The sequence below is a fragment of the Glutamicibacter sp. NPDC090743 genome (assembly GCF_044769125.1).
Lineage (GTDB): Bacteria > Actinomycetota > Actinomycetes > Actinomycetales > Micrococcaceae > Glutamicibacter.
Genome location: NZ_JBIVXE010000004.1, coordinates 365,143 through 389,027, shown reverse-complemented (window position 1 = coordinate 389,027; position 23,885 = coordinate 365,143). Strand labels below are relative to the sequence as shown.

The window sequence follows — 23,885 nt, the reverse complement described above, 5'->3', positions numbered from 1 at the left end:
TTGGTGCGTCAACGCAGAAGCATGGCGGTATCTTTTTTCGCTGCTGAAGATTCGCTTCCGGGCTGATCGCTTGAGCCGGGAATCGCTGGGCGACGTGGGATCGGAATTCACTTTGGATACTCCTATTCGGTGGAGGCCGTTGGGGCGGGGGATTGTTGAGGGGCGGATGCGCTGGTGAGTTCGGGCGATGCCGCCATCCAATGCTCAGGACGGGGTATGCGCCGTACCTGCGGTGAGAGCCAGGCCAAGACTGCTGCTAAGGAAACGAATGCCCCGAAAAATATCAGCGTTGGTCCCATGCCGACCGATTCCAGACCAAATCCGGTAAGCAGCGGAGATAAGGGCAAAGCGGCCAGTGCCATAAAGGTGATTAGGGAATTAGCGCGCCCAGACATTTGCTTCGGAATGGAGGCCATGAAGTATCCACCCACCGCAGCGTTGAGAGCTGGAACGCTGAGGAAGCTGATCATCAGCATGGTCCCCATCCAGAGCAGGTTCGTATTAAACCCGATGAGCAGCATGGCTACACCCAAAATGGTGAGACAGGTGCAGGTCAGTAAACCACTGCGGAATTTATCGATGAGCTTCGTTGCGACCAACGATCCGAGCAGCATTCCAACGCCCATGAAGGTAGAAGTTAACCCGATAACCCAGGGTTCTTCGGAACGCTGTTGAAGTCCGTAGATCAGCGTTGTCATCAGCCCGTTGACGCCGATGTTGACGACCGTAATCAAAATCAGCAGAGCGCGCAGCTGTGGCCGGGAAAAGCACCAGTGCATGCCTGCCAGAATTCCGTGGGCCACTTCCTCTTCGGAATCATTGCTGGTGCCATTGGAATCTTGCCGAGATAGCTTGGCTGCCCGCCATGGACGACGCAGTGCAAATCCACTGGCCGCAGCGATCAGATTCAGGACACTGACGATGAGCAGGGCAATGCCACCGCCTAATCCCAGAAGCACGCCGCCCAGGGGAGCGGAGCCGAGCATCAGCACCGAGTCGCGGCCTTGATTCGCCGCCATCGCGCGGCCGAGCTGTTTGGGGTGTACAAGATCCTTTAGGGCGGCATTAGTTGTCGACCCAAAGTACCCGCCGCGCAGTTCCATAAGGATGTGGGCAAGGCATAAGGAGGCAACCGGCAGTGAACCGACGCTGCTGCCCAGGGCCATGGCTGCCGTGATTGCAGCACCGACGAAACTTCCTATGAGAATCATCCGAGCCTTGTCGGTACGATCCGCCATGGCTCCGCCGGCCAAAATTACGCTCGCCCGTGCTGCCATTCCCACTGCGGCCAGGGTTCCGGCCAAAACCGGGGACCCCGTAGCGGACAGCAAGATCAAAGGAAAGATGAACCCGTAAATACTGCCCGACAGCAAAGCCGTTGAGTCCGCCAGCACCCACATCCGGTAGTTGCGCTGCACGCGCAAAGGCGGCAAAGGCTCCGTGATAATCGCTGTGGTGCCTGATGGATCGTTGGCCTGGATGCTGGTCATGGCACCAACTATAGATTCGCAATTAAAGTTGCGCAATAGAATTTGCGCAACTTTATTTGTGGGATTGCTATGCTGTGCTTATGAGCAACCATGAGCCACCGGTCACATTCACCACCCCCATGCTCAAGGCCATCGCAAACCCCTTGCGTCGGCAAATCCTTGACGCGCTTTCGGCAATGGAAACCGCACGCGCGGCAGACCTCGCGCAGGCTCTTGGCGTACCCGCGAACAAGGTCAGTTTCCATCTGCGTGAGCTGGCCAAAGCCGACATGATCGTTGAAGTTCCGGAACTGGCGCGCGATAGGCGTGACCGCGTATGGAAACCTGCGGCTCGCGGCTATACGACCGGCAAAGTGGGAGAGCGCCCGGAGGACCAGACCGGGACGGCTATGGATGCCTACCTCAGCCAAGTGGTCCATGACGAGCAACGCCGCCTGCAAGCGACGCTTCGGTATGCAGAAAGGCACTATCGCGGCGAAGAGTCCGGGGAGATTAAAGCGCAGATGCAAACGAGCAACCTGATGCTTACCCAAGATGAATGCGACGAACTCATGCGTCGCATGGAAGAAGTGATTCCGGCTTTCCGCGAGGATCTGAAAAACGGTAAAGTCACCAGTTCGCAGCCCGCGGGCGATCGTGAAATCTGGCATGTCATGAGCCTGTTCAACGCAGATTCGCTGTTGAACGAGTCACAAGAGGGCGATCAATCTTCGTAAAACCCGAGGTAAACGCACGCTGAGGTGGGGTCCTGAACTAAACTGGATTCTGGCTGGCTGTGGCCAAGGTATGCCACAAGCTATGAAGCCATCACAGATTGAAAGGTAGAACCCGATCTCATGAACGAGCAGCTGACTCTCACCATTGACGGCGAGCAGGTACAGGTGGACGCGGGAACGACCGGTCTGCAGCATTTTGCCAACGATAAAGACGTGGTTGTCATGCACGTCGATGGCGTATTGCGCGACCTGGCCCGCGAATTGGAAGCCGGAACCACTGTCACCCGCGTAACCATCAATGATCCAGAAGGATTGGAGGTGCTGCGCCACTCGACCGCCCACGTGATGGCCCAGGCTGTGCAGCAGCTGCGCCCGGACTCCAAGCTGGGAATCGGCCCCTACATCACCGACGGTTTCTACTTCGACTTCGATGTCGAGGACCCATTCACCCCAGAAGACTTGAAGCAGCTGGAAAAGATGATGCAGAAGATCATCAACCAGAACCAGCTCTTTGTCCGCCGCGAAGTTTCCCCGGAGGAAGCCAAAGCTGAAATGGCCAACGAGCCATACAAGTGCGAGTTGTTGGCCAAGGCCGACTCCGCCGACACTTCCGGCGAAGGCGTCACCGTTGAGGTGGCCGCTGGCGAAACCACCATCTACGACAACGTGGACCGCAAGTCCGGCGACACTGTCTGGAAGGACCTGTGCCGCGGACCGCACCTGCCGAACACCAAGCTGATCAAGAACGCCTACGCGCTGACTCGCTCGGCTGCCGCCTACTGGCTGGGCAGCGAGAAGAACAAGCAGCTGCAGCGCATCTACGGCACCGCATGGCCAACCAAGGACGACCTGAAGGCCTACCAGGAGCGCCTGGCCGAAGCTGAGCGCCGCGACCACCGCAAGCTCGGTGCCGAACTGGACCTGTTCTCGTTCCCCGATGAGCTGGGCTCGGGCCTGCCGGTGTTCCACCCCAAGGGCGGCATCATCAAGCGCGAGATGGAAGACTACGTGCGCGACCGCCACGTCGAAGAAGGCTTCCAGTACGTGGGCACCCCGCACATCTCCAAGGATGGGCTGTTCCACACCTCGGGCCACCTGCCGTACTACGCGGACACCATGTTCCCGGCGCTGCACATCGATGAAGAGCGCGATGAAGATGGCAACATCACCAAGCAGGGCCAGGAATACCGCCTGAAGGCCATGAACTGCCCGATGCACAACCTGATCTTCCGCGGCCGCGGACGTTCATACCGTGAATTGCCGCTGCGCCTATTCGAATTCGGCCACGTCTACCGCTACGAGAAGTCCGGCGTGGTCCACGGCCTGACCCGCGTGCGCGGTTTCTCCCAGGACGACAGCCACTCCTACGTCACCAAGGAGCAGGCACCGGCCGAGGTTGAGCACCTGCTGAACTTCATGCTCTCGCTGTTGCGCGACTTCGGCATGGACGACTTCTACCTGGAGCTGTCCACCCGTGATCCGGAGTCGGACAAGTTCATCGGCTCGGATGAGCAGTGGGATGAAGCTACGGCCGTGCTGGAGCGCGTCGCCACCGAATCCGGCGTCGAACTTGTTGCCGACCCAGGCGGAGCCGCATTCTACGGTCCGAAGATCTCGGTCCAGGCCAAGGATGCCATCGGCCGTACCTGGCAGATGGGCACCGTGCAGTACGACTTCAACCAGCCAGCGCGCTTCGGTTTGGAGTACCAGGCTGCCGACGGTTCCCGCCAGGAACCAGTGATGATCCACGCTGCGAAGTTCGGTTCCATCGAGCGCTTCCTGGGCGTGCTCACCGAGCACTACGCAGGTGCCTTCCCCGCATGGCTCTCGCCGGTACAGGTTCGCGCGATCCCAGTGGCCGAGGCTTTCAACGACTACCTCGGTGAAGTTGTTGCCAAGCTCAAGGCGCAGGGTGTCCGCGTGGAACTGGATGACTCGACGGATCGCTTCCCGAAGAAGATCCGCAACGCGTCCAAGGACAAGGTTCCATTCGTGCTCATCGCCGGTGGCGAAGATGCCGATGCAAACGCCGTGTCCTTCCGCTTCCGCGATGGCAGCCAGGAGAACCAGGTTCCAGTCGACGATGCGGTAGCCCGCATCGTTGAAGCCATCAAGAGCCGCGACAACAACAACTAGTTCGGATAGGGAGTCCACCAAGCATGCAGGAACAAGCAGACCGGTCCGTCACCGACGACTTTGAACTCGCCGGAGTGCCGGATTCGTTCCAGCGCCTGTGGACTCCCTACCGGATGGCTTATATCAAGGGCGGACAGGACCAGGTCAAGGATGAGGCCAGTTGCCCATTCTGCGCCGGTCCTGGGCGTACCGACGAAGAAGCGCTGATCGTGCACCGTGGCAAAACCTGCTACGTGATCCTGAATCTGTTCCCGTACAACCCGGGCCACCTGCTCGTGTGCCCGTACCGCCATGTGCCCAACTACACCGATATCACGGTGGAGGAAACGGCCGAAATGGCAGCGTTGGCGCAGCAGTCAATGCGCGTGCTGCGCAAGGTCTCCAACCCCGCCGGTTTCAACCTGGGCATGAACCAGGGCGAAGCCGGGGGAGCAGGCATCGCCGCGCACCTGCATCAGCACATCGTGCCGCGCTGGAACGGGGATGGGAACTTCTTCCCTATCATCGCGCAGACCAAGGCGATCCCGCAGACCTTGTCCGAGGTTCGCAGTGCCATTGCCGAAGCGTGGGACAGCGAAACCCCGAACTAGGCAATAGCTGGTACTTGGGCCCGGCAGAACATGGAAATGTTCTGTCGGGCCCAACGTCATTTAATGCAAAAGCCACGATGTTGGCCTGCTGCAATGCAAGACCAAATAGACTGTTGCGGCATGTTGGAGCAACTTCTTTCTGAAATGAGCATCATTGAATATTCCCAGGTCCCCTGAACCAATCGGCACCATCGAAGAAATCCGCGACTGGATTATTAGTGGATCCGAGCATGAAATGCGTTTCGCCATCCAAGGTGCAGCCCGCTACTCAATCGGCATGATTGATCAGCTGCTTGAAGACCTGAGCTACGAGCATGATGCAAACTGCGACAGGTTCCTGCGCGGTTGGCTCGATACCCTGGATCCGCTGGAACGGCTCGCGGCGGCTGTGGCCACCGAGCACCACTACCAATTGAGCCTAGTTGCGATCTCGCAAGCGGCGGACCGGGCATTGGTGCAGGTGATGGAGTCAGTTAAACCGGCAATCGAGGACCTTGCCAAAAATTTTGAATCCGTCCATCAGCGTGCCAGCGACCCGGACCCCTCCTACACCAAACACTTCACTCCGCGATTGCTGGCATATGCGCAGCAATTGCGCTCCGTAGCCGAAGATATCAACGGCGACGTTCCGCTGGTGCAATTTATGTCTGAGGAAGTGGCGCGCATTGAAGCAGCTAATCCTGAAGGCTACGGTCAGCCAGCAAAATATCAAGTGTCGGATGCAATAGCGTCACGCCAAATATTCACCGGCAAAAAGCACTCTGACTAGTTGTTTAGTAGAGATTGCCAATGTTACGCACTAACTCGTAACTGATGGATAAATCTACTATCTGCCAATTATGACGCAACACGCGAGGTAATAAAGCAAAGCGATCCTACGATTACTGGCGTACCACCTCGCTTATATCCCCGAAATTCTGGGGCAAAAACGAGTCACCGCAGTGTCGAAAGGAACCCCTCCTCACCATGTCTACGAACAACCAGAACTCCGTCGTCGGTTCGGACCGCGTCAAGCGCGGCATGGCCGAAATGCTCAAGGGCGGCGTCATCATGGACGTAGTCACCCCAGAGCAGGCACGCATCGCTGAAGATGCAGGTGCCGTGGCCGTCATGGCTCTGGAGCGCGTTCCTGCGGACATCCGTGCCCAAGGCGGCGTCTCGCGCATGAGCGACCCGGACATGATCGACGGCATCATCGCCGAGGTCTCCATCCCGGTAATGGCCAAGGCGCGCATCGGCCACTTTGTCGAGGCGCAGATCCTGCAGTCCCTCGGCGTCGACTACATCGACGAGTCCGAGGTCCTTTCGCCAGCAGATTACGAGAACCACATCGATAAGTGGCCTTTTACCGTTCCATTCGTTTGCGGTGCCACCAACCTCGGTGAGGCATTGCGCCGAATCAACGAAGGTGCCGCAATGATCCGCTCGAAGGGCGAAGCCGGCACCGGCGATGTTTCGAACGCCACCGGGCACATGCGCAAGATCCGTGCAGAGATCGCCAAGCTGGCCGCATTGCCGGAAGATGAGCTGTACGTGGCCGCCAAGGAGCTGCAGGCACCGTATGAGCTGGTCAAGGAAATCGCGCAGACCGGCAAGCTGCCGGTAGTGCTGTTCACCGCTGGCGGCATCGCCACCCCGGCCGACGCTGCGATGATGATGCAGCTGGGCGCCGACGGCGTGTTCGTCGGCTCGGGTATCTTCAAGTCCGGCAACCCAGTGCAGCGCGCCGAGGCCATCGTGAAGGCAACCACCTTCTTCGACAACCCGGACGAGCTGGCTAAGATCTCCCGCGGTCTGGGCGAAGCAATGGTCGGCATCAACGTCGCCGACGTGCCAGTGCCTCACCGCCTTTCGGAGCGCGGCTGGTAGGAACTGCGCTGAGTAGCTGATGACGAGGCCGAAGAAGTGGACAGATCAGTCCATTTCTTCGGCCTCGCTGCTTCTGTGCTGCCGGTAGTGATGCAGGGGCCCGATACGGAACGAGACTACGATCTAGCCTTTGCCTCCAAGTGTTCTTTCCAGCCAGCATGAATCAACTGATTCCAGGTGGTGCGTTTACGAGCAGCAATCCGTCTCCGGCCCCGCCCAACCAGATCCGCTGCCTGGAATCGCGAGTATCTCGGCGCACCACGATCACTTACTGCTCGACCGGAGCCGGTGGGACATCGATGGCGACCTGCTGGTGGTGCAGCCCTGGAGCAGGCATGCCGGTAGCGAAGTGCACCCGGAGCCGTGAGCAATTTTCCTGTGGCAGACTATGTGCCATGAGCGAGATTATCTTCGATGCCGCGGTCAGTCTCAATGGATACTTGGCCGACGAGAACCATAGCCTGCAATGGCTCTTTGATGTTCCGGGGTCCCAAGAGCCTGATCCGGAACTATTGCCTGAAAACGTTGGTGTGCATGTCGAAGGCGCGAACACCTATATGTGGATGATCGAGAATGAACAGCTCATGGAAAATCCGCAAAAGTGGCATGAATACTATCCGGGGGTCAAGACCTATGTCTTCACTTCGAGGGAGTTGCCCATTCCAGAAGGGGCTGATGTGCAGCTGCTGAACGGGGCAGTTGCGCAGTTCTTGCCGGCAATTCGTGACAGCGCAGGGGAGAAGAATGTTTGGGTACTTGGCGGCGGTGAACTGCTGGGGCAATTCCTGGATGCCGATGCCCTCGACGTCTTGGCATTGACTATCGCCCCGGCCGCGCTATCGTCGGGTGCGCCCGTATTGCCACGAACTATTTCCAGCGAGAGCCTCGAACTGGTTGAAGCGCGGCAAGCCGGACCTTTCGCCCGGCTTGTCTTTCGAGTCAACAAATCGCGGTAAGGCCATTCGAGAAAACCCAGCCGGTCACGGAACGTCCCGTGACCGGCTGAGCTTTCTCGTTATCAGTGGCTGGCTACTGGTTCCAGGAGCGCAGAACCATATGGCGTCCTCGTCCCAGTAGCTTCAGGCCGTTCGCACTGAAGAAATCGGCACTAGACGGAGTCGCCGCTGCCAATAGCTCCTGAGGTACCTCATCGTCTGGCGGCGACAGCGGATTGATCATTGATCGCGACAGGCCATGAAGCAAGGCAGTGCCAACGCCATGGCGGCGATGTTCCTTGCCTACGGCCAAGGAATGCACCATGAGCTGGCCGTTCAGGCCCTGCTGGGCAAAGCCCCGGCCCACGATCTCTCCCTCGTCGGTACGAGCCAAGGCATGCTCGACGCGGCGCAATGCCGGATGCCCGCTGGAGAGCTGGGTGCTGGTCTCGCGCCAAAGGTTCGTCACGTTCAGCTCGGCCGCATCAGCTCCCGTGGCCTCAGGCACGTTATTGCCCAAACGGATCTTGCCGGTCCAACGATCCATTGGAATGGCCAATGGGCCAGCATGCCAGGAAACCTGGGCATTATCGGAGAAACCGGTCGCCCTCAGCTCATCTGCGTGGGCGCCTGAATTAACCCAAGCTTCCACGCGCCGGGCGCCGAGCCGATGGCCTTCGGCTAGCGCCGGACGCAGGCCCGCCTGTTCTGGCTGTTCGGGGAACAGCAGGATCAGCCGCTTGCGTACTGGCTGCCATGCCCATGAGCATCCGTGGGTGGTAAAGATCTTGCCGCCGGTGGCGACTGCAAGTGCCTGATGCCAGTGGCTTAGTGCTTCCTGTGCGGAGGCAATAGTGGTCATTATTCTGCGTTCACCAATCCTCGACGGCGCAACAACGGTTCAACCAATGCGGTGCGGCCGCGGAATAATTCGTAGGACTCAAGGGGATCGCGCGTATTGCCGCGCGAAAGCAGTTCCTCACGGAACCGATTACCATTTTCGCGCATTAAGCCCCCATTTTCCTCGAACCACTGCACAGTGTCGGCATCGAGCACCTCACTCCAGATGTAGGAGTAGTAGCCAGCGGAGTATCCATTGGCGAAAATGTGCTGGAAATAACCGGTGCGGTAGCGAGGCGGAATCATTGCGGAGTCGAAGCCGGCGCCCTGAAGCACGTCCTGTTCGAACTGCAGCGGATCCTCGATAACAGTCCCGGCGCTGATGGTGTGCCAGGCCCAATCAAGGACACTGGCGGCAAGGTACTCAGTGGTTGCAAAACCCTGGCCCCATAGCGAAGCCGCGCGGATCTTCTCGATCAGCGCATCGTCCAAGACTTCGCCGCTCTGGTGGTGGATAGCATAACCGGATACGACATCCTCGTGGAGCATCCACATCTCGTTGACCTGCGATGGGAACTCCACGAAATCGCGGGGGACCGAGGTGCCAGAAAGCGAAGCGTACTTTCCGCTGGAGAACATCCCGTGCAGCGCATGGCCGAACTCGTGGAACAGCGTATTTGCCTCATCCATGGACAGCAGAACCGGATCACCCGGCGCAGGCGGGGTGATGTTCAAGGTGTTGGTGACGATTGGCCGCTCGTCCAGGAACGAAGCGGCATCGCGCAGGCTGGTCATCCATGCACCGCCCTTCTTGGTATTCCTGGTCAGGTAGTCGCCGGTGTAGAGCGCCAGCGGCTTGCCATCGGCGTCGAAAACTTCGAAGACGCGAACATCCTGGTGGTAGGTGGGAAGGTCGAACCGCTCGCTGAAGGTAATGCCAAACAGCTTGGTAGCGGTCGCGAAGACCCCATCGACCAGGACCCGGTCTAATTCGAAGTAGTTGCGCAGTGCCTCGGAATCCACCGAGTACTCCTCACGCAAGACCTGGTTGGAGAAGTATTTCCAATCCCACGCGTTGATTTCGGCACCGGCGATCTTGCCCAGCACCTGGGCTTCCTGGCGGGCATTTGCGGTGGCGGCCTTGGTTAGCTCGGCCAGCCGTTCTTCCACCGCAGCGGTGGAAGGTGCAGTGGCCTGGGCGAGCACGGTTTCTGCATGGTTGGCGAATCCGAGCAGAGCGGCGCGTTCAGCGCGAAGCTGTGCCATTTCGGCGGCCACATGGATGGTCGCGTTTTCCTCGGTGCCACGGCTGATCGAGGCATTGAACACCTTGCGGCGGGACTGGCTTGACGCGAGCGACTCCAGGACCGGTTGCTGGGTAGGCGAAACCAGCGTCAGCAAGTATCCCGATGCGTGGCCTGCTTGCTTGGCGGCTTGCGCAGCGGACTCGATCGCTTGGCTGGAAAGACCTGCGAGTTCCTCAGCATCGTCGAAGTGCACAGCGTGGGCATTCTGATTTTCCAGGACGAGGTCAGCGAACTGCGTGGAAAGCTCAGCGAGTTTGGCGTTCAGTGCTTTCAACTGGTCCTTTTCGGCGTCGCCCAAGCCTGCGCCGGCCAACTGGAAATTCTTCAGCGTTTGCTCGGCTAGACGGGCATCTTCACCCTGGAGACCCTCATAATTCAAAGCTTGTAGACGCAAGTACAAGGTTTGGTTTAGGTAAATCTCATCTTCCTGCCTAGTCCAGATCGAAGAAATCTCCGACTGAATCGCCCGCAGATCTTCGGTGCCGTGGGCGGAAATCACCGAGAAATACGTCATGAGCGCACGGCGCAGGGTCTGCCCGCTGGCTTCCAGCGCCAAGAAAGTGTTCTCAAAAGTGGGAGCCTGGGCATCGTCGATGATGCGCTGCAGCTCCTCACGCTGTTCGGCTGCGCCGAGCCGGACTGCCTCCAGGTAATGCTCAGCGGTGAGCTGGTCGAAGGCTGGCCATTGGTAGGGCCTGGTACTGGGAGTCAGAAGCGGGTTTTGCATAGGCCTAGGTTTTCATGGAAAACGTGATTTAGCTTGCATTTACACCCCAGATGCCCAGCTGAGCTAGGCTCGATGCATGCCCCAACGTGCACTGCCTGCATTTCTTCCGCTGAGCTCAACGCTGCTGGCCGCATTGCTGATTGGCGGTTGCTCTGCAGTCCCAAGCGATCACGCAGAACCAGCAACCCCGCAGCCTTCCGTCCAGGCCAGCGTTCCTGCCTCGCCGGAACCGGCTCCGAGTTCAGCCATAGCGGATGCCTCGGCCGCACCTTCGGCGCCCGAAGAGCTATCGCTGATGGTTACCGGCGATGTACTGCTGCATCCGCAGCTATTGGATGAAGCGAAGCAAGCGGCTGGAGCGGAAACGGGCAACGGCGGCGACTACGATTTCAGCCCCTTGCTTGCGGGCCTGGCACCCTACGTCCAGGACGCAGATGTGGCGCTATGCAATCTGGAAACACCGATTGGTGTCCCTCCGTATTCGGGGTATCCGCGGTTCACGGTCCCAGATCGAATCCTGGCCGACCTCGGCGCTATTGGCTACGACGGATGCACCACTGCCACCAATCACACGGTAGATGCCGGGACGGCCGGAGTAGAGCGAACGCTGGACGCTCTGGAAGCGAATGGGCTTTTCGCGACCGGCTCCTACCGCAGTGAAAAAGAATCCGAGAAGCCATCGATCCTGGACATGGAAGGCGTGAAGCTCGGTGTAGTAACCAGCACCTATTCGCTCAATGGCTTGCCGGAAGAAGCTGACTGGCAAGTCGATACCGGGGTGGATGCGCAGCAACTGATCGTCAGGGGCAAGGCAACGCGCAAGGCGGGAGCGGACATCGTCGTGGCTGCCGTGCACGATGGGGCTGAATACAGCACCGAACCGACAGCGTCCCAGAAAAGGCTCGGTCGAGCCTTGGCAGAGTCCGGTGTCTTCGATTTCATCTACATGCACCACACCCACTCGGTATTGCCCATTGAGAAGCACGACGGAACCTGGATCGTCTACGGTTTGGGCAATTCCGTGGCAAAACACGCCACACCAACCATTCTCAACCGCGAAGGCATCAGCGTAAAGGCAACGTTTACCCAGAGAGCGCCCGGCGAATGGGATGTCAGCGAATTGCGGTGGGTACCGCACCAGCTCTCAAATGAACCTGTGGCCTGGTGCCAAGTCTTCGATGCTGCTGGATGCATACGGGAAGATGAAGCAAAAGCCTCCTTGAAGCGCAGCGAGGCCACAGTGAATGCCTATGGCGCATTCGACGACGGACTTCGAGAGTGGACGCTGGACTGACCTAGCGCAATGGCCAAGGTGCCCACACGCGGCTTGAGGGAAGAATTGCGCGTGCTCTGGCTAGCCGTGCCGGCGATATGTCTTCGAGGCCGCGGGACTGCTCGCCGAATCCTGTCCCGTCAACGTCGAAACAGTGCACGAGGCGGTCCATGCCTCGATCCAGGAACTCGCCGAATCCTCCGGACGCGGCGGCACTCACCTGGATCTCGAGTTCCTCAAGGATTTCTGGGACAACTTCGTCGCATCCATCGCAGCCGCACGGCGGAAATGTCGCGCGGTACAACGCGCCGAGCTCCAGGTGCACCGCGGGAAACGTGGCGAAGACCATGCCCAGTGGCGCGCAGCGCGAATCCATCGGAAATACGCGAACAGAGCGCACCACATGGCCCGGTTGAATCCGCATTTGCTTGGCCAGCCCGGGATCTTCGAAGCAACGCACCTCGAACTGCTCGCGCAGGCAATCCAGCAACGCCTGGGCTACCTGCGGCACCGGGGCAAAGCGTTGCACATGGGAGGTCAGCGAATAGCTCTCCGCTGGAGGCTGCTCATCCCAGCGCTGGCCGTAGGGGATCAGCGCACCGTGCTCGTCGAAGTAATCCGCCACTTCGATATCTGGGCGCTGGTAGCCGTGAAGCATGTTTGGGTTCTCCGTTTCTGCCGCATGCAGGTATTGCGGGAATTCAGTGCCCGAACTCATCCGAATCGGTGAAGGGGCCAGCACCAGTATCCATGGCATTGATGGCGGCCATTTCCGCCTGGGTGAGCTGGAAGTCGAAAATGTCCAGGTTCTCGCTCTGCCGCCGCTGGTCTGCCGATTTCGGTGCCGCTGCCCGCCCGGACTGGACATGCCAGCGCAAGGTCACCTGCGCGCTGCTCTTCCCATGCGCTTGGGCGATCCGGACCAGGGCAGGATGTGAAAGGAGTCCAGATTTCTTGCGTCCGAGCGGGGAATAGGCTTCGGTCCGAACGCCATGCTCGGTGTTGAAACCTTGCCAATCGACGCTTTGCCGTTCAGGATCAACCTGGATCTGGTTCAGCGCCGGCACGAGCCCCGAATCTAGGACGTTCTGCAGCTGGTAGGGCTTGAAGTTCGAGACTCCCGCAGCCCGGATCTTGCCCTCGTCTACTAGTTTGCCCAGCTCAGTGAAGGCTTCGACATAGGTGTTCTGCTGGGGGTTGGGCCAGTGGATCAAGAACAGATCCACATACTCAAGACCCAAGCGGTCCAGTGAGTTCTCCAACGCCTGGCGCACGCCTTGGGTCGAATGCCATTGCTTGTTGAATTTGGTGGTTACGAAAATTTCATCGCGATGAAGCCGGCTCTGTGCCAGGGCCTTGCCCACGGCGTCCTCATTCTCGTAGTTCTCCGCTGTATCAATGCGGCGGTAGCCCACGTCGAGGGCGGACAGCACCGCTGCGGCCGCCTCTTGTCCACGCATGGGCCACGTGCCCAAACCGATCGAGGGCATGCTCACGCCACCGGCAAGTTCGAGGGAAGAAATATCAGCAATCATGTCCTTGAACCTACCAAGTTCCACCACTTGCCCGGAGGCGGCGTCGAAGAATCCGCGACACACCGGGAAACAAAACAGGCGCACGGCGTCTCTGGGTTTAACGTTATTTCGGCGCATTTTTCGTGCTGCCAACCACTGAACACCATGAAGGTTAGAACCATGCCGAAAATAGGCGTCCTCGCTCTGCAAGGGGATTTTCGCGAACATCTGGCCTCTTTGGAACGGCTCGGGCAGCGCACGCACATGGTGCGCACCGTCGTCGATTTGGAGCAGGTTGACGCGCTGGTGATTCCCGGCGGCGAGTCATCGGTGATTGACCGGCTGTCCCGCAACTACGGGCTAGCTGGTCCCATTAAGGAGCGCATCGCAGCAGGCATGCCAGCCTACGGCTCCTGCGCCGGAATGATCATGCTGGCCGATCGCATCGAGAACCCTGCAATCTCGCGAGATGGCGCGGTACAGCAAAGCTTCGGCGGCATCGACATGACGGTCAAGCGCAACGCGTTCGGGCGCCAGATCGACTCATTCGAGCACCAGCTGGACTTCAACGGGCAAAATCTCGAAGCGGTGTTCATCCGCGCACCGGAAGCCGTGCAAATTGGCCCGGACGTGCAAGTGATCAGCACCGTTCAAGCGGGGACGGATCACGAACAGGGTAGAATTGTTGCAGTACGCCAGGGAAAATTGTTGGCAACCAGCTTTCACCCGGAAGTCACCGGCAGCACCGCTATCCACCAATTTTTCATCAATCTCACGCGAGGAGACGCTTAAAGCATGTCAGGCCACTCCAAATGGGCAACTACCAAGCACAAGAAGGCCGCGATCGACGCCAAGCGCGCCAAGGCCTTCGCAAAATTCATCAAGGGCATTGAAGTTGCCGCCCGTGCCGGCGGCGCCGACATGGCCGGCAACCCGGCACTGGAACTTGCTGTCAGCAAGGCCAAGAAGAACTCCGTGCCGATCAACAACATCGACCGCGCCGTCAAGCGCGGCGCAGGCCTGACCGGCGAGGTCGTCGACTACACCGAGATCATCTATGAAGCACGCGGCCCGCAGGGCTCGGCCCTGCTGATCGAGTGCCTGACCGACAACAAGAACCGTGCAGCCTCCGAGGTGCGCGTGGGCATCACCCGCAACGGCGGCACCATCGCCGACCCGGGTTCGGTCGCCTACCTGTTCAACCGCCAGGGCGTTGTCCGCCTGCCCAAGGGCGAGTTGACCGAAGACGACCTGCTGATGGTCGTGCTGGACGCCGGTGCCGACGAGATCATGGACGAGGACGAGAACTTCGCCATCGTCTGCGATCCTTCGGACCTGCGCGCTGTGGCCACTGCACTGGATGAAGCGGACATCGCCTACGAGTCCGACGAAATGGAATTCATTCCATCGATGAAGGTCGACCTGGACGTTGATGGAGCTCGCAAGTTCCTCAAGCTCTACGACGCGCTGGAAGAACTGGATGATGTCCAGGGCATCTACACCAACGCTGATCTGTCCGACGAGGTTCGCGCCGCGCTGGACGAAGAGCAGTAAGGCTTGGCCTTACGTGTTGTTGGCGTCGATCCCGGCCTGACCCGTTGCGGTCTTGCCGTGGTCGACGTCGCTGCAAACAGGCAAGTTTCGCTGGTGGACGTCACCGTCGCCGGCACCCCTCCGGGCACTCCGCTCGATGCCCGGCTCTTGAAGATCGCCAACGCCATCGACGAATGGCTGGATCTTCATCAGCCCGATGTGCTCGCCTTGGAACGCGTGTTCGCTTCGGCGAACGTCTCCACGGTCATCGGCACCGCGCAGGTCACCGGTGTTGTCATCACCGCGGCAGCGCGACGCGGAATACCCGTGGCCCTGCACACGCCGACCGAGGTCAAGGCGGCGGTTACCGGTTCGGGACAGGCCACCAAGGCGGCGATCGGCAAGATGGTTGCCAAGATCTGCCGGCTCGATGAACCGCCTAAGCCTGCCGACGCCGCTGATGCGGTGGCTTTGGCGATTACCCACGGTTGGCGCGGTGCGGCCACCGGCTCGAATGCCTCGGCCTCCGCGGCTAATGCCGGTGGTTCGTCGCAGCTGACCGGTGCGCAGCAGGCGTGGATTGCCGCCGAGGCGTCGGCCAAGCGCCGCGCAGTGCGCCGCTAGCCGGCCAGCACGGCAGCGGCCTCGACCCACCGGGGAACGCGGCGGATCGATATTCGTAGGTATCTTCGATAAACTGGGTTCGATCGAACATATATCCCAAGGAGTGGCATGATCAGCTCATTGACCGGCACCGTGCAGGCGGTAGCCCTGAACACCGCGGTAATTGACGTTAACGGCTTCGGGATGCTGGTCAATGCCACCCCCGGGACGCTGTCCACCCTGCAGGCAGGACGCGAGGCTACGGTATTCACCTCCATGGTGGTCCGCGAGGATTCGATGACCCTCTTCGGCTTCGCCACCGCAGAGGAACGCGATGTCTTCGAGGTCCTGGTTTCCGTATCGGGCATCGGGCCGCGCACCGGCTTGGCCATCTTGGCGGTGCACTCTCCGGAGGAAGTCCGCATCGCGGCGAACACCAAGGACACCGCCGCTTTCACCAAGGTATCGGGCATTGGCCCCAAGGGCGCGAGCCGCATCGTGCTGGAACTGAACGGCAAGCTGATCCCGACTGGCGCGCCAGCGGCCCCGTCTACCGGCGGCGGCAACGCGAGCGTCTGGGAACCGCAGGTGATCGAGGCGCTGACCGGCCTGGGCTGGAGCGAAAAGGATGCAACCAGCACCCTGAAATCGCTGTCCAAGGCTGATCCAGATGTCGTTGCCACCGGCAACGTCGCAGAAATCTTGCGTGCTGCACTGCGCAGCATGTCCAGCGGAACCCGCGCCTAAGCGGTCTGCGAGAGGATCAACTGATCATGAATGACTCCACCGGGCTCACGAATGCCGGCAGCGAACCCGAGGAACGGGTAATCGAAGCGGCCCTGCGCCCGCGGAACCTCGACGACTTCGTGGGCCAGTCCCGAGTGCGCCAGCAGCTCTCGCTGGTGCTTGAAGCAGCGAAAATCCGCGAACGCACCGCGGACCACGTTCTGCTCTCTGGCCCGCCGGGCCTGGGCAAGACCACCTTGTCGATGATTATCGCCGCCGAGATGAACGCGCCATTGCGCATTTCCTCCGGCCCAGCGATCCAGCATGCCGGTGACTTGGCCGCTATCCTCTCGTCGTTGACCGAAGGCGAGGTGCTGTTCCTCGATGAAATCCACCGCATGTCCCGGCCGGCCGAGGAAATGCTCTACATGGCCATGGAAGACTTCCGCGTAGATATCATCGTCGGAAAGGGCGCCGGCGCCACGGCCATTCCGCTGGAGCTTCCGCCCTTCACCCTCGTTGGCGCAACCACGCGCGCCGGACTATTGCCCGGCCCGTTGCGTGACCGCTTCGGCTTCACTGGCCATCTGGAGTTCTACGCGGTCAAGGAGCTTGAACTGGTTTTGCGCCGTTCGGCCATGATGCTTGATCTGAGCGTCACTTCGGCCGCGTTCACCGAGATCGCCGGACGCTCCCGCGGTACGCCCCGTATCGCCAACCGCCTGCTGCGCCGCGTGCGTGACTGGGCGCTGGTGCATAAGCTCGAAGAGATCGATGCCAAGGCGGCCGAGGCCGCCTTGGACATGTACGAGGTCGATGCACGTGGCCTTGATCGCCTGGACCGGGGTGTGCTCGAAGCCTTGTGCACCAAATTCGGCGGGGGACCGGTGGGGCTATCGACCCTGGCCATCGCCGTGGGTGAAGAAACCGAAACCGTCGAGACCGTCGCAGAGCCATACCTGGTGCGTGAAGGGCTGATGGGCCGGACCCCGCGCGGTCGTATTGCCATGCCCGGGGCCTGGGCGCATTTGGGCTTGGCGATGCCAAAGGATGCGATCTTCGCCAGTGCGCAAAGCTATGAAAACGATGAGGATTAGGCAAGCATTACTTCACTGCCCGCGTAAATGGTCTGCCGGTTCACCGTGACGCATTAGACTAAAGACGCCCGACCTATGCCCGTTTCGGGGCGAGGTGGGGCGTCTTTGCTGTATTACGCCAGAAATAGCCGCAACAGCATCCCAGAACTTCAGATCAAATCGCAACAATTCGTTAGCAGGTAAATACGTGAATCCCCTCGTAATCGCTCAGGCCGCTGGTGGCGGCTTCAACCCTTCGCTGATCCTGATGGTCGCGCTGTTCGCAGTGCTGATCTTCATGATGTTCCGTGGCCGCAAGAAGCAGTCCGCCCAGCAGGAGAAGCTGAAGAACAACACCGTGCCAGGCGCCAAGGTGATGACCAACTCGGGTATCTTCGGCACCGTCGTCGGCGTTGACGCAGAGGATCGCGTCCAGGTCGAGGTCGCACCGGGCGTAGTGCTGAACCTGCACCGCCAGGCCATTGCCACCTTCCTGGACAAGGATGCAGCAACCCCGGCCGTGGCCGACGGCGCTGCAGAATCCGCCAGCACCACCGAAACCCCGGAAGAGTCCCTGCGTCGCCTGAACGATGAGGGCAAGGACGAGCGCAACGCCTAAGTCCCGGGCAGCATAGCGGTGGCCTGAAGGCTAAGCCACCCAAACCAGAAAGCACAATAGATGTCATCAATCAGACCTGTTAAGCAGGCGCGCAAGGCGTTGCTATGGTTGCTGATCGTCTTCATCATCGCAACCGGCGTGTTGGTAGCCGGTGCAGCGAACGGTAAAACCGGATGGGGACCGAAGCTCGCCCTCGACCTCGAAGGCGGTACCGAGATGATCCTGGCCCCTCGGGTCCAGGGCGACGAAGCAATCAACCAAGAACAACTGGACCAAGCGGTTGAGATCATCCGCCAGCGTGTGGACGGTTCCGGTGTTACCGAATCGGAAATCACCACCCAGTCCGGTCGCAACGTTGTGGTCTCGATGCCCGGCACCCCGGACCAGACCACTCGCGATTTGATCCAGGCCTCGGCCAACATGGAGTTCCGCCCGGTGCTGATCACCGGCAGCTACGCAGCCACCCCTGAGGAAGATCGCACTCCCAAGGAAGACCTGCCAAAGCCTGAGGGCAAGCCAGAGAACCCATCGGACACCAACTGGATCACCGCAGAGCTCTTCCAGGAGTTTGAAGGCTACGACTGCGAAACCGAGCTCAAGGACCGCGGAGGCGACGCTGCGGACCCGGCCAAGCCAATGATCTCCTGCGATACCGACATGGGCGTCAAGTACATCCTTGGCCCACAGGAAATCTCCGGCGACAAGATCAAGGACGCATATGCGCAGCTCGCTCGCGGCGTCAATGGTTCGGTCACCGGCGAATGGGTCGTCGTCATCGAATTCGATGCCGAAGGCACCAAGATCTTCGCCGATACCACGCAGCGTCTGATTGCCCTGCAGGGTTCGCAGAACCAGTTCTCCATCGTGCTTGATGGCGAAACCATTTCGGCGCCAACCACCAATGCGGTGATCTCCGATGGCCGTCCGCAGATTTCCGGTGGCTTCACCCAGGACACCTCGCAGGCGCTGGCCGAGCAGCTGAAGTACGGCGCACTGCCAATCAGCTTCGACATCCAGTCAGAGCGCCAGGTTTCTGCAACGCTGGGTGCTGACCAGCTGACCGCGGGCCTCATTGCCGGTGTTATCGGCCTGGTCCTGGTATTCATCTACTCGCTGTTCCAGTACCGCGCCCTGGGCTTGGTGACCATCGCTTCGCTGCTCGTCGCCGGTGTGCTGACCTACCTCTGCCTGGTCCTGCTTGGCTGGGGCATGAACTACCGCCTGTCGCTGGCGGGCGTGGCTGGCTTGATCGTAGCGATCGGCCTGATCGCGGACTCGTTCATCGTGTACTTCGAGCGTGTTCGAGATGAGCTGCGCGAAGGCCGGCCATTGGCAAGCGCCGTGGACATCGGCTGGAAGCGTGCCAAGCGCACCATTCTGGCCTCCAAGGCCGTGAACGTGTTGGCTGCAGTAGTGCTCTACATCGTTGCCGTGGGCAACGTGCGAGGCTTTGCCTTCACCTTGGGCCTGACCGCAATCGTTGACCTCGTGGTCGTGTACGGACTGACCCATCCAACCTTGGTCCTGCTGGCACGCACCAAGTTCTTCGCCAACGGCCACCCGCTCTCGGGCATGGATCCATCGTTGCTTGGCGTCAAGCCGCTGTACCAAGGTGCAGGCAAGGTTCGCCGCTTCGATGAAAACGTTGTGGCAAACCGCGGCAAGAAGAATGCGAAGGCCTCGGCTGAGGCCGCCAAGCGCATGACGATTGCCGAGCGTCGCCGTGCACAGGCCGAACAGCCAGCCAGCACGCAGGCCAAGGCCCAGGAGGAGAACAATGAATAAGCTAGTCACTTGGGGCAACGAGCTCTACACCGGCAAGCGTTCCTACCCGTTCACCTCCAAGTACCGGTTGTGGTTCCTGATCGCCGGTATTCTGGTGATGCTGTCGATCCTGCTTCCAGTGGTCAAGGGCGGCTTCAACCTGGGCATCGACTTCCGCGGTGGTTCTGAATTCACCGTTTCGGATGTGCAGAACACTGATATCTCGATTGGTGAAAAAACTGTTAGCTCGGTGGCTTCGGGTTCCGAGGCAACGGTCACCAACATTGCTCCGGGCACCATGCGCGTGCAGACTGAGCGTTTGAGCGATGACCAGACCTTGGCCATCGCCGGCCAGCTCGCGGAGAACTACGGCGTCTCCAGCGATGAAGTTACCAGTAACTTCATCGGCCCAACCTGGGGTGAAGACGTTTCGCGCCAGGCACTGGTTGGCTTGGTAGTCTTCGTGGTCCTGGTGGGCTTGCTGATGGCTGCCTACTTCCGAACCTGGAAGATGTCGCTGGCAGCGATCGTCGGACTGATTACCGTGGTGATCGTGACTGCGGGCATCTACTCGCTGTCCGGTTTCGAAATCACGCCCAGCGCGATCATCGGCTTCCTGACCATTCTGAGCTACTCGCTGTATGACACCGTGGTGGTTTTCGACAAGGTCCGCGAAAACACCAAGGACTACACCCAGCAGTCCAAGCGCACCTTCGAGCAGCTGGTGAACCTCGCTGTGAACCAGACCCTGGTTCGCTCGATCAACACCTCGGTCGTTGCCGTGCTTCCAGTGGCCGCGATCCTATTCATCGGTTCCTACCTGCTGGGTGCCGGTACGCTCAAGGACCTGTCCTTGGCGCTGTTCGTCGGTATCATCGTCTCGGCCCTGTCGACCTTGTTCGTGCAGGCGCCAATGTTCCATTGGCTCCGCCACAAGGACGACGACGTGGTAGCGCACGATAAGAAGATGGCTGCTGCCTAAACCGATCCGAAGATCTGAATTTGGTGCTCCCAGCATTTGCTGGGGGCACCAATTCGCTTAAGCGGGAAGATGCGTAATTAGTTGTCACCGCCCGAACGTGCTATAACGTTTGAACTAAAGAAGGTGTTTTTTCAGTGCACGGCTACCAGTGATCTGGTGGCCCGGAACTACCGTTGGATTCCGTCGGGCTTCACGCAGGCTCGGGAAAGAATCCAACGGCAACGGGAAGGAGCGGGGCATGGCGAATACGCCTAACCTGAACAATTCGAAACGACGCTCTATCTCTCGTTTGGTGCGCTTTGCTGGCCGGGGGAGCACCCCGAGCACATCGCCGACCCTTGAACCGCTATTGCGCACGGTCAAGTCCAAGCATCCGAAGGCGGATCTGGACCTGCTGGTCCACGCCTACGAGGTCGCCGAAAAGTACCATGAAGGCCAGAAGCGCAAGAGCGGCGACCCGTACATAACGCACCCGGTCGCCGTCGCCACGATCCTGGCGGAGATGGGGATGACCGGCTCGATTCTTGCCGCCGCCTTGCTGCACGACACCGTTGAAGACACCGATTACTCCCTGGAGTCGGTTAAGAAGGAATTCTCCGAGGAAATCGCCATGCTGGTCGATGGCGTGACCAAGCTGGACAAGGTCACCTATGGCGATGCGGCCCCGGCAGAGACCGTGCGCAAAATGGTCGTGGCCATGTCCCGCGACATCCGCGTGCTGCTGATCAAGCTGGCCGACCGCCTGCACAATGCCCGTACCTGGCGCTACGTATCCCCGGAATCTTCCTCGCGCAAGGCGAAGGAAACCCTGGAGATCTTCGCACCGCTGGCACACCGTCTGGGCATGAACACCGTCAAGTGGGAGCTGGAGGACCTGTCCTTCGCTGCCTTGCACCCGAAGGTCTACCAGGAGATCGTCCGCATGGTGGGCGATCGCACTCCGGAACGTGAAAAGTACCTCTCCTCGATCCGCCAGACCCTTTCGGGCGATCTCGGCGATGTCGCCATCCATGCCTCGGTTTCCGGACGGCCAAAGCACTACTACTCGATCTACCAGAAGATGATCGTGCGCGGCAAGGACTTCGACGATATCCATGACCTCATGGGCGTGCGCATCCTGGTGGATACCGTCAAGGACTGCTACGGCGCCCTGGGCGTCGTGCACGCGGAGTGGAATCCACTGCCTAACCGCTTCAAGGACTACATTGCGATCCCGAAGCTGAACCTCTACCAGTCGCTGCACACCACGGTGATGGGTCCTGAAGGCAAGCCGGTAGAGATCCAGATCCGCACCCACGATATGCACGTACGCGCCGAATACGGCGTAGCAGCGCACTTCCAGTACAAGCATGGGCAGACCGATAACTCCATGCTTTCGCCGGAACAGAATATGGATTGGCTGCGTTCCTTGATGGAGTGGCAGGCGGATACCGCCGACTCCGAAGAGTTCCTGGACGGCCTTCGCTACACGATCAGCTCCGCTGAAGTCTATGTGTTCACCCCCAAGGGCGACATCATGTCCTTGCCGGTTGGTGCCACACCGGTGGATTTCGCCTACTCGATCCACACCGACGTCGGCCACCGCACCATCGGCTCCCGCGTCAATGGCAAGCTCGTCCCACTGCATACCGAGCTCAAGCAGGGCGATGTGGTGGAGGTCTTCACCTCGAAGGCCGAAGGCGCTGGCCCATCCCAGGATTGGCAGAACTTTGTCCGCTCGCCTCGTGCCAAGGCAAAGATCCGCGGTTACTTCTCCAAGGAACGCCGCGAGGAGGCCATCGAAAAGGGCAAGGAGCTGCTGACCAAGGAACTGCGTCGCAACCAGCTGCCATTGCAGAAATTGATGACTCACGACCTGCTCACGGCGGTAGCCAACGAACTGCACCACACGGACATTTCGGCCCTGTACCAGTCCGTGGGTGACGGCCATACCAGTGCACAGAACGTCATTGAGCATTTAACGGCCCTGATTGGCCCTCCAGAAGCCGAACAGGTCGATGAGGAAGCGGTAGTCCGCCCAATGGCTCCCAGCCCGGCTACGGGCAACGACGCCGGCGTGATCGTCGAGGGCCTGGGGGATGTGCTGGTGAAGCTGGCGCGTTGCTGCACCCCAGTGCCGCCAGATGAAATCCAGGGTTTCGTAACCCGTGGCGCCGGAGTCTCGGTGCACCGCACCGACTGCCTGAATCTGACGCAGCTCGCCGAGCAGCCGGATCGACTGGTCAATGTCACGTGGGCCACCAAGCACCATGGCGTGTTCCTGGTGGAGATCCAGGTCGAAGCATTGGACCGCAAGTCGCTGCTCTCCGACGTCACCCGGATCCTCTCCGAAAGCCACTTGAACATCCTTTCGGCCAGTGTGCAGACAAGCAAGGACCGTGTGGCAATCTCCCGTTTCTCCTTCGAAATGGGCGACCCCAAGTTCCTGAGCCACGTGCTGAACCAAGTACGCCGCATCGATGGCGTCTACGATGTCTACCGCACCACCGCAGGGTCCCGCCGCTAATAGCGCGGTGCACCCCGCGGCGGCAGCCTAGGCCGCTTGCGCCGTATCGGAGAAGGACTGGACCAGGCGCAGGGCTCGGGATCGCTCGGGTGAGGGAACCTCGGATGCCAGGGCTTGTTTGATGGCGTCCAAAGTCAGGTAGGGATCTGCCAGGGCCGCGACTGTGCCCAGAACGCGGCTGGCAATGGGCAATGGATCGTATTTCGCGCAGTCGCAGGCGCTGCGCAATGCGGTGGTCACCCTGATGCGGCTGCGGAACACCATGTCCGTATCCGGCACCTGCATTTGGGCGAATTCCGCCCTCAGCCCGTGCCCGGGGTAGAACGGCCGATGGTAGCTCTTGGCGTAGATGCACAATGTGGACACTGACGGCAAGAGCCCATGGATCCAGGCTGCAGTTTGGCGAGCTAGCACCGCATCGCGGGCCAGCTCGCGGCCACAGGCGAAACCCGCAATCCGTGCCCGCACCGACGCGTTGACTCGGATGCTGCTGGGCAAAAAATAATCACCGAGGACCTCGAGCAGCAGGCCGTTGTGGGCCATGGCGTGCAGCTCGTTGCGGGTGAACATCTCACCAGCGATCCACAGGTCCCCGGGAACGCGCAACGCGGCGGCGCGAGGTCCGGTAGCTGGGGAATTTCTCGTTTCCATAGAGCTACTGAACCAGTTCGCGCCGCCG

The 23,885-nt window shown here is 60.1% G+C and carries 23 protein-coding genes; 16 read left to right on the top strand and 7 right to left on the bottom strand.

The genetic code is table 11. The features are described 5' to 3' along the window. Window positions 1–122 precede the first annotated feature (122 nt). Window positions 123–1,490: an MFS transporter gene (locus ACIQTS_RS10565; RefSeq protein WP_402473254.1), complete on the bottom strand. Its 1,368-nt coding sequence runs from the start codon at window positions 1,488–1,490 to the stop codon at window positions 123–125. Window positions 1,491–1,570: 80 nt separating this feature from the next. Here ACIQTS_RS10565 and ACIQTS_RS10560 point away from each other — a divergent pair, with 80 nt between their 5' ends. The 5 genes from ACIQTS_RS10560 (at window position 1,571) to pdxS (ending at window position 6,801) form a co-directional block, all read left to right on the top strand. Beyond that, window positions 1,571–2,206, top strand: a complete 636-nt coding sequence (locus ACIQTS_RS10560) for a winged helix-turn-helix domain-containing protein (protein WP_402473251.1) — start codon at window positions 1,571–1,573, stop codon at window positions 2,204–2,206. A 120-nt stretch (window positions 2,207–2,326) separates the two neighbouring features. Next, the gene (thrS, locus tag ACIQTS_RS10555) at window positions 2,327–4,342 is read left to right on the top strand and encodes a threonine--tRNA ligase (protein ID WP_402473249.1); all 2,016 of its coding nucleotides are present in this window, start codon (window positions 2,327–2,329) and stop codon (window positions 4,340–4,342) included. 23 nt (window positions 4,343–4,365) lie between these two features. Beyond that, complete coding sequence (locus ACIQTS_RS10550) at window positions 4,366–4,932, top strand: HIT domain-containing protein (RefSeq protein ID WP_105661379.1); 567 nt, start codon at window positions 4,366–4,368, stop codon at window positions 4,930–4,932. A 154-nt stretch (window positions 4,933–5,086) separates the two neighbouring features. Next, the gene (locus ACIQTS_RS10545; protein ID WP_105658266.1) at window positions 5,087–5,701 is read left to right on the top strand and encodes a hypothetical protein; all 615 of its coding nucleotides are present in this window, start codon (window positions 5,087–5,089) and stop codon (window positions 5,699–5,701) included. Between the two features lie 197 nt (window positions 5,702–5,898). After that, window positions 5,899–6,801 (top strand): pyridoxal 5'-phosphate synthase lyase subunit PdxS, encoded by a 903-nt coding sequence (gene pdxS / locus ACIQTS_RS10540; RefSeq protein WP_105658267.1) that lies wholly within the window; start codon window positions 5,899–5,901, stop codon window positions 6,799–6,801. Window positions 6,802–7,069: 268 nt separating this feature from the next. On the opposite strand, the gene ACIQTS_RS10535 is transcribed toward pdxS, so the two are convergent. Next, the gene (locus ACIQTS_RS10535; protein WP_286172092.1) at window positions 7,070–7,198 is read right to left on the bottom strand and encodes a hypothetical protein; all 129 of its coding nucleotides are present in this window, start codon (window positions 7,196–7,198) and stop codon (window positions 7,070–7,072) included. Between ACIQTS_RS10535 and ACIQTS_RS10530 the strand changes: the two genes are divergently transcribed. After that, window positions 7,197–7,757: a dihydrofolate reductase family protein gene (locus tag ACIQTS_RS10530; protein WP_400342404.1), complete on the top strand. Its 561-nt coding sequence runs from the start codon at window positions 7,197–7,199 to the stop codon at window positions 7,755–7,757. The two genes, ACIQTS_RS10535 and ACIQTS_RS10530, sit on opposite strands and share 2 nt — an antisense overlap. A 73-nt stretch (window positions 7,758–7,830) precedes the next feature. On the opposite strand, the gene ACIQTS_RS10525 is transcribed toward ACIQTS_RS10530, so the two are convergent. Together ACIQTS_RS10525 and ACIQTS_RS10520 are read right to left on the bottom strand one after the other, a co-directional pair. Beyond that, a complete protein-coding gene (locus ACIQTS_RS10525; protein ID WP_105661377.1) occupies window positions 7,831–8,598 on the bottom strand; it encodes a GNAT family N-acetyltransferase in 768 nt (255 codons plus the stop codon). After that, window positions 8,598–10,610, bottom strand: coding sequence for a M3 family metallopeptidase (locus ACIQTS_RS10520; protein WP_332727547.1), 2,013 nt, complete (start codon window positions 10,608–10,610; stop codon window positions 8,598–8,600). Before ACIQTS_RS10520 ends, ACIQTS_RS10525 begins: the two co-directional genes overlap by 1 nt. 76 nt (window positions 10,611–10,686) lie before the next feature. Between ACIQTS_RS10520 and ACIQTS_RS10515 the strand changes: the two genes are divergently transcribed. Next, entirely contained in the window at window positions 10,687–11,904 is a 1,218-nt protein-coding gene (locus ACIQTS_RS10515) for a CapA family protein (RefSeq protein ID WP_402473244.1), read from the top strand. A 1-nt stretch (window position 11,905) separates the two neighbouring features. Here the strand turns inward: ACIQTS_RS10515 and ACIQTS_RS10510 are convergent, their stop codons facing one another. Beyond that, window positions 11,906–12,541 carry a DUF6226 family protein gene (locus ACIQTS_RS10510; RefSeq protein ID WP_402473241.1) on the bottom strand — a complete coding sequence of 212 codons (636 nt, stop codon included), beginning with the start codon at window positions 12,539–12,541 and terminating at the stop codon, window positions 11,906–11,908. Between the two features lie 43 nt (window positions 12,542–12,584). Further along, window positions 12,585–13,418, bottom strand: a complete 834-nt coding sequence (locus ACIQTS_RS10505; RefSeq protein ID WP_332730706.1) for an aldo/keto reductase — start codon at window positions 13,416–13,418, stop codon at window positions 12,585–12,587. 159 nt (window positions 13,419–13,577) lie between these two features. Here ACIQTS_RS10505 and pdxT point away from each other — a divergent pair, with 159 nt between their 5' ends. The 9 genes from pdxT (at window position 13,578) to ACIQTS_RS10460 (ending at window position 23,206) form a co-directional block, all read left to right on the top strand. Continuing rightward, entirely contained in the window at window positions 13,578–14,189 is a 612-nt protein-coding gene (gene pdxT / locus ACIQTS_RS10500) for a pyridoxal 5'-phosphate synthase glutaminase subunit PdxT (protein ID WP_105661372.1), read from the top strand. Window positions 14,190–14,192: 3 nt separating this feature from the next. Beyond that, window positions 14,193–14,951 carry a YebC/PmpR family DNA-binding transcriptional regulator gene (locus ACIQTS_RS10495; protein ID WP_400289246.1) on the top strand — a complete coding sequence of 253 codons (759 nt, stop codon included), beginning with the start codon at window positions 14,193–14,195 and terminating at the stop codon, window positions 14,949–14,951. Window positions 14,952–14,954: 3 nt separating this feature from the next. After that, window positions 14,955–15,554 carry a crossover junction endodeoxyribonuclease RuvC gene (gene ruvC / locus ACIQTS_RS10490; protein WP_105658276.1) on the top strand — a complete coding sequence of 200 codons (600 nt, stop codon included), beginning with the start codon at window positions 14,955–14,957 and terminating at the stop codon, window positions 15,552–15,554. 108 nt (window positions 15,555–15,662) lie between these two features. Next, on the top strand, window positions 15,663–16,280 hold the full coding sequence (gene ruvA / locus ACIQTS_RS10485) for a Holliday junction branch migration protein RuvA (protein WP_402473237.1): 618 nt from the start codon (window positions 15,663–15,665) through the stop codon (window positions 16,278–16,280). A gap of 26 nt (window positions 16,281–16,306) precedes the next feature. Then, window positions 16,307–17,356, top strand: a complete 1,050-nt coding sequence (gene ruvB / locus ACIQTS_RS10480) for a Holliday junction branch migration DNA helicase RuvB (protein ID WP_402473234.1) — start codon at window positions 16,307–16,309, stop codon at window positions 17,354–17,356. 187 nt (window positions 17,357–17,543) lie between these two features. Next, window positions 17,544–17,954: a preprotein translocase subunit YajC gene (gene yajC, locus ACIQTS_RS10475; protein ID WP_105658279.1), complete on the top strand. Its 411-nt coding sequence runs from the start codon at window positions 17,544–17,546 to the stop codon at window positions 17,952–17,954. Between the two features lie 60 nt (window positions 17,955–18,014). Next, window positions 18,015–19,739: a protein translocase subunit SecD gene (gene secD / locus ACIQTS_RS10470; protein ID WP_402473231.1), complete on the top strand. Its 1,725-nt coding sequence runs from the start codon at window positions 18,015–18,017 to the stop codon at window positions 19,737–19,739. Further along, window positions 19,732–20,700, top strand: a complete 969-nt coding sequence (gene secF / locus ACIQTS_RS10465; protein WP_105658281.1) for a protein translocase subunit SecF — start codon at window positions 19,732–19,734, stop codon at window positions 20,698–20,700. The genes secD and secF overlap by 8 nt, the downstream gene beginning before the upstream one ends. Window positions 20,701–20,938: 238 nt before the next feature. After that, the gene (locus tag ACIQTS_RS10460) at window positions 20,939–23,206 is read left to right on the top strand and encodes a bifunctional (p)ppGpp synthetase/guanosine-3',5'-bis(diphosphate) 3'-pyrophosphohydrolase (RefSeq protein ID WP_105658282.1); all 2,268 of its coding nucleotides are present in this window, start codon (window positions 20,939–20,941) and stop codon (window positions 23,204–23,206) included. A gap of 27 nt (window positions 23,207–23,233) precedes the next feature. On the opposite strand, the gene ACIQTS_RS10455 is transcribed toward ACIQTS_RS10460, so the two are convergent. Continuing rightward, window positions 23,234–23,857, bottom strand: a complete 624-nt coding sequence (locus tag ACIQTS_RS10455) for a hypothetical protein (RefSeq protein ID WP_402473227.1) — start codon at window positions 23,855–23,857, stop codon at window positions 23,234–23,236. Window positions 23,858–23,885: the final 28 nt, after the last annotated feature.